This is a genomic window from Rossellomorea pakistanensis (assembly GCF_016908495.1).
GTDB lineage: Bacteria > Bacillota > Bacilli > Bacillales > Bacillaceae_B > Rossellomorea > Rossellomorea pakistanensis.
In genome coordinates this window covers 583,818-599,138 of sequence record NZ_JAFBDZ010000002.1, presented here as the reverse complement: position 1 = coordinate 599,138, position 15,321 = coordinate 583,818, and the positions used below count along the sequence as shown (strand labels likewise).

The 15,321-nt window shown below is 38.2% G+C and carries 13 protein-coding genes and 1 pseudogene; 9 read left to right on the top strand and 5 right to left on the bottom strand.

Features of this window, described 5'->3' with window-relative positions; translation table 11 throughout:
• Window positions 1-104: 104 nt before the first annotated feature.
• From JOC86_RS24660 to JOC86_RS10540, 5 genes and pseudogenes are all read left to right on the top strand, one after another.
• Window positions 105-194, top strand: a pseudogene (locus tag JOC86_RS24660) (YjcZ family sporulation protein); the annotation flags it as partial.
• Window positions 195-633: 439 nt separating this feature from the next.
• Window positions 634-1,842 carry a Ger(x)C family spore germination protein gene (locus JOC86_RS10555; RefSeq protein WP_205171961.1) on the top strand — a complete coding sequence of 403 codons (1,209 nt, stop codon included), beginning with the start codon at window positions 634-636 and terminating at the stop codon, window positions 1,840-1,842.
• A gap of 99 nt (window positions 1,843-1,941) precedes the next feature.
• Window positions 1,942-3,516: a spore germination protein gene (locus JOC86_RS10550; protein WP_205171960.1), complete on the top strand. Its 1,575-nt coding sequence runs from the start codon at window positions 1,942-1,944 to the stop codon at window positions 3,514-3,516.
• Between the two features lie 464 nt (window positions 3,517-3,980).
• Window positions 3,981-5,105: a GerAB/ArcD/ProY family transporter gene (locus tag JOC86_RS10545; RefSeq protein ID WP_205171958.1), complete on the top strand. Its 1,125-nt coding sequence runs from the start codon at window positions 3,981-3,983 to the stop codon at window positions 5,103-5,105.
• A gap of 367 nt (window positions 5,106-5,472) precedes the next feature.
• Window positions 5,473-7,035 (top strand): glycoside hydrolase family 10-like protein, encoded by a 1,563-nt coding sequence (locus tag JOC86_RS10540; protein WP_419096050.1) that lies wholly within the window; start codon window positions 5,473-5,475, stop codon window positions 7,033-7,035.
• 150 nt (window positions 7,036-7,185) lie between these two features.
• Here JOC86_RS10540 and JOC86_RS10535 read toward each other — a convergent pair whose 3' ends face one another.
• From JOC86_RS10535 to JOC86_RS10515, 5 genes are all read right to left on the bottom strand, one after another.
• Window positions 7,186-8,508: a 6-phospho-beta-glucosidase gene (locus tag JOC86_RS10535; RefSeq protein ID WP_205171956.1), complete on the bottom strand. Its 1,323-nt coding sequence runs from the start codon at window positions 8,506-8,508 to the stop codon at window positions 7,186-7,188.
• 16 nt (window positions 8,509-8,524) lie between these two features.
• Complete coding sequence (locus JOC86_RS10530) at window positions 8,525-8,815, bottom strand: hypothetical protein (RefSeq protein ID WP_205171955.1); 291 nt, start codon at window positions 8,813-8,815, stop codon at window positions 8,525-8,527.
• A 157-nt stretch (window positions 8,816-8,972) separates the two neighbouring features.
• Complete coding sequence (locus JOC86_RS10525) at window positions 8,973-10,250, bottom strand: PTS sugar transporter subunit IIC (protein WP_205171953.1); 1,278 nt, start codon at window positions 10,248-10,250, stop codon at window positions 8,973-8,975.
• A gap of 27 nt (window positions 10,251-10,277) precedes the next feature.
• Window positions 10,278-10,583 (bottom strand): PTS sugar transporter subunit IIB, encoded by a 306-nt coding sequence (locus tag JOC86_RS10520; RefSeq protein ID WP_205171950.1) that lies wholly within the window; start codon window positions 10,581-10,583, stop codon window positions 10,278-10,280.
• 3 nt (window positions 10,584-10,586) lie between these two features.
• On the bottom strand, window positions 10,587-11,453 hold the full coding sequence (locus JOC86_RS10515) for a MurR/RpiR family transcriptional regulator (protein ID WP_205171937.1): 867 nt from the start codon (window positions 11,451-11,453) through the stop codon (window positions 10,587-10,589).
• A 140-nt stretch (window positions 11,454-11,593) separates the two neighbouring features.
• Between JOC86_RS10515 and JOC86_RS10510 the strand changes: the two genes are divergently transcribed.
• Genes JOC86_RS10510 through anmK form a run of 4 tightly spaced genes read left to right on the top strand, consistent with a single transcriptional unit; the run spans window position 11,594 to window position 15,136 of the window.
• Complete coding sequence (locus tag JOC86_RS10510; RefSeq protein WP_205171934.1) at window positions 11,594-11,929, top strand: PTS lactose/cellobiose transporter subunit IIA; 336 nt, start codon at window positions 11,594-11,596, stop codon at window positions 11,927-11,929.
• Between the two features lie 15 nt (window positions 11,930-11,944).
• Window positions 11,945-13,033, top strand: a complete 1,089-nt coding sequence (locus JOC86_RS10505; RefSeq protein WP_205171931.1) for a DUF871 domain-containing protein — start codon at window positions 11,945-11,947, stop codon at window positions 13,031-13,033.
• A gap of 32 nt (window positions 13,034-13,065) precedes the next feature.
• Window positions 13,066-13,980: a BadF/BadG/BcrA/BcrD ATPase family protein gene (locus JOC86_RS10500; protein WP_205171928.1), complete on the top strand. Its 915-nt coding sequence runs from the start codon at window positions 13,066-13,068 to the stop codon at window positions 13,978-13,980.
• Complete coding sequence (anmK, locus tag JOC86_RS10495; RefSeq protein WP_205171926.1) at window positions 13,973-15,136, top strand: anhydro-N-acetylmuramic acid kinase AnmK; 1,164 nt, start codon at window positions 13,973-13,975, stop codon at window positions 15,134-15,136. Before JOC86_RS10500 ends, anmK begins: the two co-directional genes overlap by 8 nt.
• Window positions 15,137-15,321 lie beyond the last annotated feature (185 nt).

Below are 15,321 nucleotides of genomic sequence, written 5' to 3'. Positions count from 1 at the left end.
GGACATGAGTACAAGCAAAACGAATGATTTGTTCATAAAATGGCTAGAGAAAAGGTAAGGAGGGAATTTATATGTTTTGCAATCGTTTTGGTGGATATGGGTATGGTGGCCATAGATTTGGCGGAAGCTTTGCCTTAATCGTCGTTCTATTTATTCTGTTAATCATTATTGGCGCTTCCTTCAAAGGCTGTTAATTGCTAAACGAGTCATGACTTTCACTTTCATGGCTCGTTTTTAATTTGTTTTTATTATGGGGGCCGAATGCCTTAATTTTTTTATCGTATACTTTGCTGCTATTTTCCCCAAAAAAATGTGGGTGATTTCCGCTCCAGTTTGCTTTCTGCAGGTGTCTCGTATCTTCCGCTTCAATTAACTTCTTTATCGATGGTTTGCTTTTAAAAAATCTATTTCTAAAACAGCTATCGTTTAGAAAAGAGCGATTTTTAAAGATCCTCCCCTTAGGAACTTCCTATAATATCCATTCATTACTTGCTCATTGTTTTTTTGAACTAATCAATTGAATCATGAATAATAACTATTCTTTCATTAAAAACTAACAGGAATAAATCCATACCCAATCACTCAATATCTATTTTGGAGTGACCGGATAAAAACCTAGTTAGGAGATTTCGGATGTTTACAAGATTCATTAAAATAGCGATCTGTCTATGTCTTTGCACCCTTCTTTCAGGGTGCTGGAACCGAATTGAGTTAAATGAATTGGCTATTGGAATCGGAATGGGTATTGATAAATCGGATGGTCAATATACGGTTACCTTTCAAGTCGTTAATCCAGGGGAAATCGCGGCAAAATCAGGGGGCGGCGGGAAAACCCCCATTGTTGTTTATAAATCAACTGGAAAAACGTTACTTGAAGCGATACGAAGAATGACGACCACTGCACCACGGAAAATTTATGCCGCACATCTTCGAATGGTTGTTATAGGAAGTGAAATGGCAACAGAAGGGATCAGTGAGGTTTTAGATTTGTTATCGAGGGATCAAGAACTTCGAACTGATTTTTATTTCGCCATCGCAAAGGATGCAAGAGCGGAAGATGTTTTAAAAGTTTTAACTCCCTTAGAAGATATTCCATCAAATAAATTATTTTCGTCCCTTGAAACATCAGAAAAAGCCTGGGCACCTAGTGCTACTATGACATTGGACCAATTAATCATGGAATTGGTCAGTAAGGGGATCGAGGCAAAATTGACAGGAATCGCCATCCATGGAGATCCTTCTACAGGGCAAAAGCAAGAAAATATAGAACAGATTGTACCATTAACACAATTGGAATATCAGGGTTTAGCCATATTTAAAAGAGATAAATTAATTGGATGGTTGAATGAATCCGAGAGTAAAGGTCTTCACTATGCTCTGGGAAAAGTGAAAAGTACCATTGTCACTATCTCTTGCCCTAAAGAAGAAGGGAGCGCAGGAGTTGAGGTCCTTGAAACAAAAACGGATCTAAAGGCGACTATTAAAGATGGACAACCCCAAGGAAACATTAAAATACAAGTTGAAGGGAACGTAGCTGAAGTCGGGTGCAAGGGACTTGACATAACTCAAACCAAGAAGATTGCTGAATTGGAAAAAAGAACGGAAAAAAATATTAAAGATAAAATTAAAAAAGCTTTAAAAGTGACCCAAAACGAATATGAAGCAGATGCATTTGGATTCGGGGAAGCAATCCATCGATCAAACCCTGAATATTGGAAAAAGAATAAAGATGATTGGAATCAACTTTTTACAGAAATGCCAGTAAAAGTAGACATAGATGTTAAAATACGCAGAATTGGTACGATAGCAAATTCACCTTTAAATGAAATCACCGAGGATTAAAAATGATGACTAGATAGAACACAACTATAAAATGCCATTATAATCGTTTTACTAAAGGATTGACATGAAAGTCTATAAAAATGGTTTAGGAGGATTATAGTGCGTAAGTTTAAAAAAAATCGAAGAACCCCCTCCGATTTTCAAAAAACCAAAGTAAAAAGTACAGAACAACACCCCATTTTCGAAGGTTTGGAGGATAATATCCAATTTATTAAAGATAAAACAGGACATAGTGATGATATTACGATTAGAAGCATTAAAATTGGTGAAGATTTTAATACTAGTATCGCTGTCATCTATACTGAGGGCCTCGTAGACTGTCCCTCTATTCAAAATTTTATTCTAGAAACGTTAATGTCAGATTTCCAAAAAATAAACACAACTAAAATTAAAGTAGATAGAAACTTTTTGTCGCACATAAAAGAGTCGATTCTCACGGTAGGGAACATCGAAAATATAGAAGATTACGAAAAATTGTTTTCGTGCTTGTTATCTGGAAAGGTCATTATACTTGTAGATGGTTATAAAGATTGTCTTTCAGTAGATATGAAGGGAGGACAGGATCGAGGTGTTAATGAAAACACCAATGAACCTTCCATTAGAGGGCCAAAAGAATCTTTCTCTGAAACTCTTCGTACGAATACAGCCTTAGTTAGACGAAAGATCAATAATCCAAACCTTTGGATCGAAAGCATGAAAATCGGAAAAGAAACCAAAACAGACATTTCCATTTTATTTATTAATGGGATTGCGAATGAAAAAGTAGTAGAGGAAGTCCGAACTCGTCTCAATAGAATTGATATTGATGGGATATTAGACGGTGGTTATATTGAAGAATTAATTCAAGATGAAACCTATACACCTTTTCCCACTATATTTCATACTGAACGTCCAGATGTTACGTCAGCTGCATTACTTGAGGGCAGGGTGGTCATCATGGTTGATGGTTCCCCGCATCCCTTGCTTGTCCCAGGACTATTTGTACAATTTTTTCAAACTGCCGATGACTATTATCAAAGAGCAGATAGTAGTACATTACTTCGGATGTTACGATTTTTAGGTTTCATGATTGCGTTATTAGGCCCATCACTATACATCGCTCTTACTACTTTTCATCAGGAAATGCTGCCGACACCCCTTTTGATTAGTTTGGCAGCACAGCGAGAAGGCGTTCCATTTCCAGCCTTTATAGAGGCCCTAATGATGGAAGTAACCTTTGAAATTCTTCGAGAAGCAGGACTCAGAATGCCAAGAGCAGTAGGGCAGGCCGTTTCCATTGTTGGAACGTTGGTCATTGGGACTGCAGCCGTTGAAGCAGGAATTGTTTCTGCTGCGATGGTCATTGTTGTATCCATTACGGCGATATCAAGCTTTGTCGTAAGTTCTTTCAATATGGCGATTGCTGTTAGAATGCTACGCTTTCCCTTTATGGGCTTAGCAGCATCATTTGGTTTATTTGGGATTATTGTTGGCTTAATTGCTCTTATTCTCCATTTATGCAGCTTACGATCCTTTGGCGTTCCTTATATGGCACCTTTTGCCCCGTATATTAAGGCCGACCAGAAGGATGCTCTATTGCGTATACCACATTGGGGGTTATTTTCAAGACCCCGGCTAATCAGTCAGCAAAATATAACGCGTGAAGACACGCCTGCACCAAAACCAAAAGAGTGAAAGTTTTAGGATAATTTAGTTTTGTCTCTAATGATCATTGAAATGGAAGGAGCTTATTATGTGGGTTATAGCTGGAATACTATTGGTGACGATCCTCATTTTTGCTTTCGAGGTTCCCCCCTTATGGAAGAAAAAAAAGAAGAAGGAATTAATCGTGTTTTCATTTCTACTTTTATTCGGAACAGGGCTAAGTATTGCGAAAAGCTTAGATATAAAAATTCCAAATCCCCTTGATTTCATTACTTTCATTTACAAACCTATAAGTGATGTGATGATGAATTTTTTCAAGTAATAAAATTTCTTTTAAAGAAAGGCAATTTTCTTAAACTTTGCAAGAGATGATTGAATTGACGAAATGGGCTGCTGGCCCATTTACTAATTTGAAAGCTTTGAAATAACTCCATATCCTTGCGAAAAGAACTTTAAAGAATACACCTCTTACAGAAAGGATCCAAGGTGGGAAGATGATAGAGAATTTTAAAATATCAGCTCGGCAATTTATGATTTTAGTTCTCTTGTATTCGGTTGGAACCGTTATTTTACATACTCCTGCACCATTAGCTGGTTATGCCAAGCAGGATGCATGGCTGTCCTCCACCTTGGGTGCTTGTATCGGTTTAACTTTCGTATGGTTGTATATTAGAATCGGAAGGCTGTATCCTGATATAACTTTAGATCAAGTAATTGAAAAGGTTTTTGGAAGATGGATAGGTAAGGCAGTCAATTTCACCCTTTTTTTCTGGGCTTTTTCAACGGCCGCAGAGATCATTTTCTATGTTGGTGATTTCATTAAAATATTTTGGATGCCTGAAACCCCTATAGCAATGTTAAATATCTTATTTATCCTTATCGTCGTTATGGCTGTACGTCTTGGAATTGAAACTTTTACTCGCTCTGTAGAGATTTTATTCATTCCCTTTATACTATTACTTATCATTCTCATCCTTACCATTCTTCCACATGCAGATGTACATAACATACAACCTGTATTAGAAGAAGGATTCAAACCGGTTATTCAGGCGACATTTTTTTATGTGAGTGTTTTTTCGATGTCTCCTATTATGTTTCTGATGATTTTCCCTTCAAAAATTAATCAACGTTCACAAGGAGAGAAAGCATTTTATATGGGAACATTGATTGGGGGAATCATCCTCGTTATTGTCATCCTTCTAAATCTCTTAGTACTCGGCCCCAATTTAACAGCAAATAATATTGCACCCAGTTATGTATTAGCGAAAAAAATCAATATCGGGAATTTCATTATGCGTATTGAAGCAGTACTCGCTGTAACATGGGTGATTACCACCTATATTCGAGCCGTTGTGTACTTTTATGTATCGGTTGTTGTATTCGCCAATTTATTTAACATAAAGGATCACCATCCATTTGCTACCCCTCTGGGAATGATGATGACTTTACTCTCTCTAATTGTTTATCCAAATGTTCAGGTTGTCATGGAGTATAATAAAGAAATTTGGATGTTTTATGCCGCAACTTTTGGGTTAGTTTTGCCGATACTCCTGCTTAGTGTAACGAAAATAAAAAAGGTAATAAAAAAACGGCATCAAAGTGAGAATCAGATTTATTAAACTCGCTTTAATTTCTCACTATGATAAATAGAAATTATTCAAAAATACATATATCCACCTTAAAACCCCTTTTGATCCCATTTCACTCTATATGAATAGTTGTGCCAGGTACATTTCGATGGTTTTGTACCTGGCACTTGTTATGTAAAATTTTATCTTTCCCTAAAGTCTTTATACCTAGATGAAATTTGAAAATAGGTCATGATTTATTCTGAAAATTCAAATTATATGATATTGGTACTATGTACCATTTTTAATAGAGTCGATATAATAGAATTAGAAATAATATTTCAAGAAAATTATAAACATTTTGAAATATCACTCCACATCGTAAAACATCAATAAAAAATGAAAGAGAGGGATTAATGTGAGAGCTTTTGGTTTAACAAGATTGGGTATTGTCATTGCACTTCTATTTAGCTCAGTTTTTGTCAGCCTCCCAAAGAATGCAGATGCATCAACATCCACTTCACCAAAGCACGAAATGCGAGCAGCTTGGATTGCGACCGTGCAAAATATTGATATGGCAGCAGGAATGAACAAACAAGAGTACACAAGTTGGGTTCAGAAAACACTCGACGAATTGAAAATGAAAGGATTCAATACCGTCATTTATCAAGTAAAGCCGACTTCTGACGCTCTTTACCCTTCAGAGCTTGCCCCATGGTCTACTTACATAACAGGTAAAGAACAAGGCACAGACCCTGGCTATGATCCACTCCAAATCATGGTCGGTGAATCCCATAAGCGGGGAATTGAAATCCACGCATGGGTCAACCCGTATCGAATTACCATGCCAGGACAGGAATTAAGTGATCTTGCGGACAATAATGTTGCCCATCAGCATCCTGATTGGGTACTGAAATACGGAAAGCAATATTATTTGAATCCTGGTATTCCTGAAGTGCAAGATTACTTGATTGATACGGTAATAGAGTTAGTCCAAAACTACGATATTGATGCTGTTCATATGGATGACTATTTTTATCCGTACAAAATAGCAGGAGAAACATTTCCAGATCAGGAAACCTATGAAAAGTATGGTGAGTCATTTTCAAATATAGAAGATTGGCGCCGGAACAATGTAAATCAGCTTGTGTCTGACATTAACTCCTCCATTAAAGAAGTGAAACCATGGGTTCAATTTGGTATTTCTCCATTCGGTGTTTGGCGAAATATAGCCGATGACCCGACAGGAAGCAATACGCAAGCAGGACAAACAAACTATGATGATTTATACGCAGATACCAGACAATGGATAAAAGATGGAAGCATTGATTATTTGACACCACAAATTTATTGGTCAAGAGAATTGGAGGTAGCTAATTATTCTATTCTATTAGATTGGTGGAATCAGGAGGTTACAAAATATGATCGTACTCACCCTATTAATCTTTATATTGGAATGGCCGACTATAAAGTCGCTGACAATTTTGACCAAGCATGGTTTGATCCCTATGAATTACCAGGACAAATTCAAGACAATCGCGAGAAAGAATCTGTCAAAGGGCAGATGCATTTTTCTTTACAACAAATTCAAGAAAACCCGCTTGGTTATGCTGACATTATCCAAAATGAGCTATACAACTATACTGCCTTAACACCGGCTACCCCATGGAATGGTCATGACATTCCGAAAAAACCAAACAATGTTAAAGCGATAAAAGCAAAGGATGAAGTGAAAATTGTAATAGATGATAAAAAACATTCGGATGCTAGAAAATACGTAATCTATCGTTTTGAAGGTGTAAAAGAAGGCAATTATCAGAATCCAGCAAATATTATTGATGTGGTTTATAAACATGAAGATACTACTACCTATATAGACGAAACCATTGAGTCTAATAAAAAGTATACGTATGGAGTTACTTCAATTTCCCCCACAGGAGTAGAAAGCAAGAAGGCAAAAACGGTTAGGGTTGTAAAGTAATAAAAGAAAGAGGCTGTCCCAAACTTAAGGGACCAGGCACCACAATTTCAATAGATAGAAAAATCCTCATAGACCCTTCTATCTATTGATGATCGTGGTGGTTCCGGATCCCATTTGGGACAGCCCCCTCCTCTTTCTACATAACGCCTTTCACAGCGTAATATAAATCCTCTCTTTAAATTGAGGAAGATATTTTTTATGGGCTTCAAGCATATCATTTAAAAGACTCTTGGCTTTGATATCACTTGTAATGAGTGGATTGATCGTCATAGCAAGCAGAGCCTTTTCATAGGATCCTGTGACAGCTGCTTCAGCTGCTATTCTTTCAAAGGATTTAATTTGTTGTATCAGTCCGTTAATAGCTACGGGAAGGTGGCCAACAGTTATTGGCTTGGGACCTGATTTCGTTACGACACAATTAACTTCAACAGCCGATTCCGATGGTAAGTCCTTAATAGCACTATCATTCCGAACGTTTAACGTTTGAATGTCACCGCGGTCGTTAAAGATAGATGACATCAGGTTACAGGCAGCGTCACTATAATAGGCTCCTCCTCTTTGCTCTAATTGTGGTGGTTTGACCTTTAATTCCTCATCTTTATACAACTCAAATAATTCTCCTTCTAATTTTTGAACCACTTCCGCACGGGTCACCCCTGTTTCGTACTCCTCAAGTTCCTTCTCCAATATCTCATCCTTTTTATAATAATAACGATGGTATGGACAAGGAATAACACCTAGACTGCGGATAAAATCAGCGTCCCATGGAAGTGGGGCAATGTTTCTCATCGACATTTGTTTTTCAGGACAACTCATTAATTCCAGTACATGATCCAATACAGAAACCCCATCGACGAATACATCAATTCCATAAACCATATGATTTAATCCCGCAAAGTCAATATGGACTCTCTCTTCCTCCACATTCAATAACTTGGCAATCGTCATCCGTATATTAACAGGTAAATTACAAACCCCTATGACCTTATCATGACGACCATAACGCAATAAGGCTTCTGTCACCATGCCGGCAGGGTTTGTGAAATTGATTAACCAGGCATCAGGACATAACTGATTCATTTCATCCGCAATATCTAATAAAACGGGAATCGTTCTAAGCCCCTTAAACAATCCCCCTGCCCCATTTGTTTCCTGACCAATCATTCCATATTTTAATGGGAGTCTCTCATCAAGAATCCTAGCATCAAGCTGTCCTACCCTCATTTGAGTAGTGACAAAATCTGCTCCTTTCAATGCCTTTTGGCGATCGAGAGTCAGGTAAATCGTCATTGGGACATTAGCCTTTTCCACCATTCTTTTTGCTAAATGACCAACAATTTCAAGCTTTTCTTTTCCTTCCTCAATATCGACTAACCACAGCTCTTTAACAGGAAGCTCCTCATAGCGATTGATCAGGCCTTCGACAAATTCAGGAGTATAACTCGAGCCTCCGCCTATTGTCACTACTTTCATGTTGATCCCCCCTCTGTTACTTTGCTACAAATGCTAAAACAAAACTTAAAACGACACTGAGAATGATCGCCAACATCATCCGTTTCCTCTTAACTGCAGGGTTCTCAATAGGCCCTTCTATTTTTAATAAAACTAAGATTAATCCTACTGCTGCAGAAGTGGCCGATGCCAAGAAAATACTCCAATCTTTTGTTAATCCGATATCCATAAGTGGTTTGGATAGCAATAACATCCCTATTGATAATGATGCTAATAATACGAACACACTCTTAAACCCAATCCGCTTTGGAATGACTGTCTCGGTCATGATCTTCACTCCTTATAAATGAATAGAAAAGGCTATCCCATAAGAGGTCCGAAACCACAATATATTTTTTATAAATAGAAAACGTTTTGCAGGTGTCTTCTATTTATTGTAGTTCCTGACATCTTCAATATTGGGATAGTCCTTTTCCCTTTAATCGTCAAGCTGCTTGCTGATCGCTTTCCTCTAATTTTGACATTTTTTTATCGTACATTTTAAAGAATGGGAAATAGATCGCAAAGGATATGGCGATATTTATAAGGACTAAGACTACTGCTCTCCAATCTCCACCTGTTGCCAAGAATGCCCCAATTGGTGCGGGCAATGTCCAAGGCGGCATAATATAGGTTGGAGAAACTAACCCAATCACTGTCGCTGCGTAAGAAAGACATGCCGTTACAATTGGTGTTATCACGAATGGAATAATTAAGATCGGATTTAGTACAATCGGTGCACCGAAGATGACGGGCTCATTAATATTGAAAATTCCAGGCACAACCGATGTTCTCCCAAGAGCTTTTAAATACTTCGAACGAGAGAAGAATACCATCGCCAAAACCAACCCTAGGGTAGCTCCAGAGCCGCCAATCCATATAAACCATTGATAAAACGTTTCAGGTGCAATATGAGGTATCGCTTCTCCATTTGCTACAGCATCCGCATTATTGACAAGGAAAACCTCCCAAAGGGGACGAGCTACTGTTCCAACTACAGATACACCATGAATACCAAATGACCAAAAGAACGTAATTAAGAAGACCGGTACTAACACACCAAAAATACTATCTCCTGCTGTTACTAATGGAGCTACTGCGAGATTGACTAAATGATGAAGATCAACCCCAGCTGCTACAGTTACTAATGAAATCATTACAATGACAATCGCTACAGGAATAAGTGCTTCAAAGCTTCTAGATACCGAGGCTGGTACTTGCTCCGGCATTTTAATCGTTATATTTTTCGTCTTACAGAATCTTAATATTTCAACGGCGACTATCGAAACAATCATAGCAACAAATAATCCATGCCCTCCAAGATTGGTCATCGGAAGCATCCATTCTCCATCTATTGCCTTTGGTGTAACCGTTAATAGTAATGCAGCAACGGCGATTTGGGCACCTGATAAAGGATCAAGATTATAGCTTTTTGAAAGGTTATATCCTATCCCAAAAGCAATATAGAGGGTCATAATAAACATCGTTAATCGATAAGGAATTAAAATTTCGACAATATTGTCTGCTGCCCATTGTTTAATATCTCCAAACACGCCCGCATCTGGTAGCGGTGGAAAAGCGAGAATTAAGAAGAATGAACCGACAATAATAAAAGGTAATGCTGAAATAACCCCATCCCTGATCGCTTGAAGATGCCTTTGTTCTGAAAGCCTTGCCATTGGTCCTGACAAATTCTTCTCAAGAAAGTTCACAAACGATTGCATAACTTATTCCCCCTTGTTTTTAGAAAATCACTCTGTTAATTCTCTAACGGTTTTCAATAATGTCGGACCTCCCAGTGGAGTATAGGCTTGTGGTGGAATTGGACCACAAGGGATCCCGGCTTGATCTGCCTCCTTTTTTACTTGGTCAAAACGATGACGGATTTGCGGTGCGACCATGCAAACATCCCACCCCTTTGAGATTTCATCTGATACTTCTCCAGTTCCAATGGCATGGACTTGCATTTCTAGACCTGATTTCTCCGCCTCTTTTTTTAATGCATTTACAACAATGGCACTGGACATCCCACCTGAACATACAAACAACACCTTCATTACTTATTCCTCCCCTTCTTTCATTCTTTGAACAACTTGATGTGTATTAATAATCTGCTCATAGACTCCATGTCCTTTTTTCATACAAAGTGAAACAAATAAGCAATCGATCACCACTAATTGAGCAATCCTTGCGGTCATCGTACCAATCCGGAGATTATGTTCCTCCTCTGAAATGGTTAACGTAATGCCTGCTAGCTTCCTTGCTGGAGATTTACCGTGCTGTGTCAGCAATATAATGGTAGCCCCTTTTTCCTGAGCTACCGACATCAGTTTGATGACCTCTTTGGTATGTCCCGAAGTGGAGACCACAAATAAAACGTCCTTACTAGTTAAGTTCGCAGACATCATCATCTGCACATGAATATCACTTGCTTGAAATGCTAGAAAATTTACTCTTAATAGCTTCTGAGTAAAATCTTCTACAACAACGGCAGAGCCCCCGGCACCATAAAGGTACACTCTTTCTGCGTTATGGAGCGATTCAATTGCTTTTTCAATCTCTGAAAGCGAGATTAATTTTTCCGTATTGTTCAAGGCTTGAGAAGTATTGACCATTACTTTGTTCAATACGGTTTCTAAATTATCCTCAAAGTGAAGAGGTGAATTCATTACTCGTCCATAAACTTCTTTCATATTCACGCCTTTTGCTAATTCAATCTTCAACCCGCTAAACCTATTAATCCCTATTCGTTTACAGAAACGGATAATTGCTGCTTCGCTACTCCCAGCAGCCAGCGCTAATTGCTTTGTCGTCATTTCCATCACTTTTTCAGGAAACTTCAGAACATACTCCGCCACAAGTATTTCCGAAGGAGTGTAATATTCTAGTTGGCTTTCGATATGCTTTAAAACTTGAAACGTATTCATAGTCACCTCCAGAAATAATATTTTGAAAATGCTTTCAATTTAATATGATTATATGCTATATTGAAATTAAATTTCAATATTATTCTGAAATATTTAAATTTTAATTTTATTCTAATAAAATAATTTGAGGTGATGATAGAATGGCAGAAGTTCGAAATGTAGAACTAGAGATTTTTGAGATTATATCAAATGGCGGAAATGCTAAAAGCACTGCTTATGAAGCTTTAAATAAGGCTCATGAAGGACATTTCGAGGAGGCTGATCAATTAATAGAAAAAGCTCACCATGAACTTAATAAAGCCCATAATACGCAAACTACGCTCATACAGGCTGAAATTAACGGGGAAAAATTTGAAAAATCACTGCTCATGATCCATGCACAAGACCATTTGATGTCCTCTATTAGTGAGCTCTCACTGATTGAACAGATGATTAAAATGGTGAAACGAATTCATCGTTTTGAAAATCAAGGATAACAGGAGGAGATTCTAATGGAAAAAAGACTTGGGATATCAATTTATCCAAACCACTCTACCCTAGAAAGAGATCAAAAATATATTACATTAGCCGCTTCTTATGGATTCAAGCGAATCTTCACTTGTTTATTGTCAGTAGATAAAAACAAAGGTAAAATACTAGCCGATTTTAAAAAAACGATAGGATTTGCCCGGGAAAAAGGGATGGAAGTCATTGCAGATATTAACCCCCGAATTTTTAATGAACTAAATATTTCCTATAATGATCTGTCTTTCTTTGCTGATTTAGGTGCCCACGGGATACGCCTTGATATTGGATATACAGGCCATGAGGAAGCGATTATGTCCTATAATCCTTATCATCTTAAAATTGAACTGAATATGAGTAATGCGACTAAATATGTAGATAATATCATGACCTATCAACCTAATACACAACAGCTGCTCGGATGCCATAACTTTTATCCCCACCGATACTCAGGATTGTCCTACCCTTTTTTTATCGACTGTAGTAAAAAATTCAAGGAGCTAGGAATGAGAACAGCTGCCTTTGTTTCTTCACAGGACGCCACCTTTGGACCTTGGCCAATTGTAGAAGGTTTACCAACGGTTGAAATGCATCGGAATCTTCCTATACAGGTTCAAGCAAAACATCTATTTGCGACAGACTTAATCGACGATGTCATGATCGGGAATGCATATGCTTCAGAACGTGAACTGCAACGATTAAGCCAACTAAATAAATCAAAATTAACTTTTGATATTCAGGTTGAAGAAGGCATCAGTGACTTGGAAAAGACGATTATCTTCGAAGAACCGCATTTTTATCGAGGAGATGTTTCAGATTATTTGATACGTTCAACCCAAAGCCGAGTGAAATACCGCGGAAGCGAATTTAAGCCTTTTAACACAAGAGATATTAAACGAGGTGACATTTTAATAGAGAATGATTTATATGGACAGTACGCAGGTGAACTTCAGATCGCCTTAAAAGATATGGAGAATTCAGGAAAAACAAATGTAGTCGGACATATCCTCGCAGAAGAAATTTTCTTACTAGATTACTTGAATCCTTGGGGGAAATTTGCTTTTGCTACAAGTTGAGGCCATTTCTTTTACACTTGGAGGTTTCTTATATGAAGAAAGTCATCGGCATTGATGCCGGCGGGACAAAAACCGAAGCACTAGTTCTAGATCACCTTAAAAATGTATTATTTGAAACTAAAGCAGGGCACGGAAATCCAGCCGTATCCTATGAGGAAACCTTAAAAAATATCTCAATATGTATGAAAAATTGTTTCCAATATACTGGTTCAAACCAGATTTCCAACATTGTCATCGGAATGGCTGGCGCAGGAGCTGGAGACACTTCAAAAAGATTGGTAAAAGACTTAAAGAAACTTACCTCTGTTCCTATTCTCGTAATCAGCGATGCTCAATTAGCTTTTTACAGTTTAATAGGGAATCAAAACGGTATTCTTACTATTGCTGGAACAGGTTCGATTAGTTATGGACGTAACGATAATCACGAAAAAATTACTGGCGGCTGGGGGCATCTCCTGGGTGATCCAGGTAGTGCTTACAGCATTGCCGTCGAAGCTTGTAAAACGATTTTCTTGGAAGAAGAAACATCCAAGCCTTTCTCTCCCCTCTCAAGAGCACTTCTGCAAGAGATTCAGGCAGATAATTCTCGAGGATTAAAAGGTTTTATTTATTCTTCTACAAAAGGAGCAATTGCTCAGCTGGCAATAATAGTACATAAAGAGGCAATTGCAGGGAATGAGCAAGCTGTTATGTTCTTATCAAATGCAGGCCATCAGCTTGCCGGGCAGGCAATCCGATTAATAGATCAATTAATGATAACTGACGACTTTTTGGTAGCAATGAAAGGGAGCGTCCTGGAAAAGAGTCAATTTGTTCAATCTGCTTTCAAACAAGCTGTTATGGTTCATTCTCCCCGCGTTAAGTTCCTTACACAGGAATTATCCCCTGCAATCGGGGCAATGGAAGTATTAAAAAACTTGGAAAAAGGAATGATTCATCGTGACTAAGCAATATGCTGTCGGACTAATGTCCGGAACCTCTGTAGATGGAATCGATGCTGCCCTTGTGACCATTGAAGGTTCTGGTACGAATACAAAAGTAGAGTTGGTGCATTTTGTTACGACCTCCTTCTCCCCTGATTTAAAAGAAAGGATTTTCCAAGCGATGAGTGAGAATCAGTCTACTTCTGCTCTCATTTGCAGTCTGAATTTTGAATTAGGTGAAGTCTTTGCTAATGCAGTGAAACAGGTTTGTAAGGAAGCTCATATTCCTTTAGATAAATTAAGTTTTATTGGGTCACATGGACAAACGATTTATCACCAGCCCTTTCAAACAAAGGATACCTTTCCGTCAACACTACAAATTGGAGAACCAAGCATAATTGCCTATCATACTAAAACCAAGGTTGTCTCTAATTTCCGTTCAATGGACATGGCTGCTGGCGGGGAAGGTGCTCCGCTCGTTCCTTACAGCGATTACCTTTTATATAGAAGTAACTCACACGGACGGGCGTTACAAAATATTGGCGGAATCGGAAATGTCACTGTTCTTCCAAAGAAACCTAGTCTTCAAAATGTTTTCGCCTTCGATACTGGACCAGGGAATATGGTCATTGATGGATTATGTGAACGCCTACAAGGAATACCATTTGACAAAGGAGGAATGATTGCCTCAAAGGGGATGGTTCATGATACATTAGCGCAAAACTGGCTTGAATGGGAAAGCGATTTTTTCAACAAAACTCCTCCTAAATCAACAGGCAGGGAAATGTTTGGAGAAGTGTTCGTGAACAAAATAATACAAGAAAATCACCATTTAGCAAATGAGGATCTTATTGCAACTGCTACTTACTTAACAGCACTTTCAATAGCAAACGCCTATAAAAAATTTGTGTTCCCAACCCATGACATTTACGAGGTGATTGTTGCTGGAGGCGGCAGCTTTAACAGGACACTTCTTCATTGGCTCCGTGAGCTACTTCCACATCAAGAGGTTAAAGTCCAAGAGGATATCGGCTTCTCTTCAGAGGCAAAGGAGGCCGTAGCCTTTGCCCTTTTAGCTAACGAAACACTTAATGGAAACCCTGGAAACGTACCAAATGCCACTGGTGCTAGTGAGCCTGTGATACTAGGATCTATTACGCCTTGTCCAGTGAAAAAGTGAGGGTGATTGACTCATGGATTCTTCTAAATCCATACGGAAATGAGAAACCTCAAGACGTTAGATATCGATATCCTCGATAAAAATGGTAAGTAAAAAACAATTCTAAACAAGAAGGCTGTCCAAAAAGGCATCGGAAATAGATAGAAGATGCTTCTGAGGTCTTCTTCTAACTATTCAAGTTATGG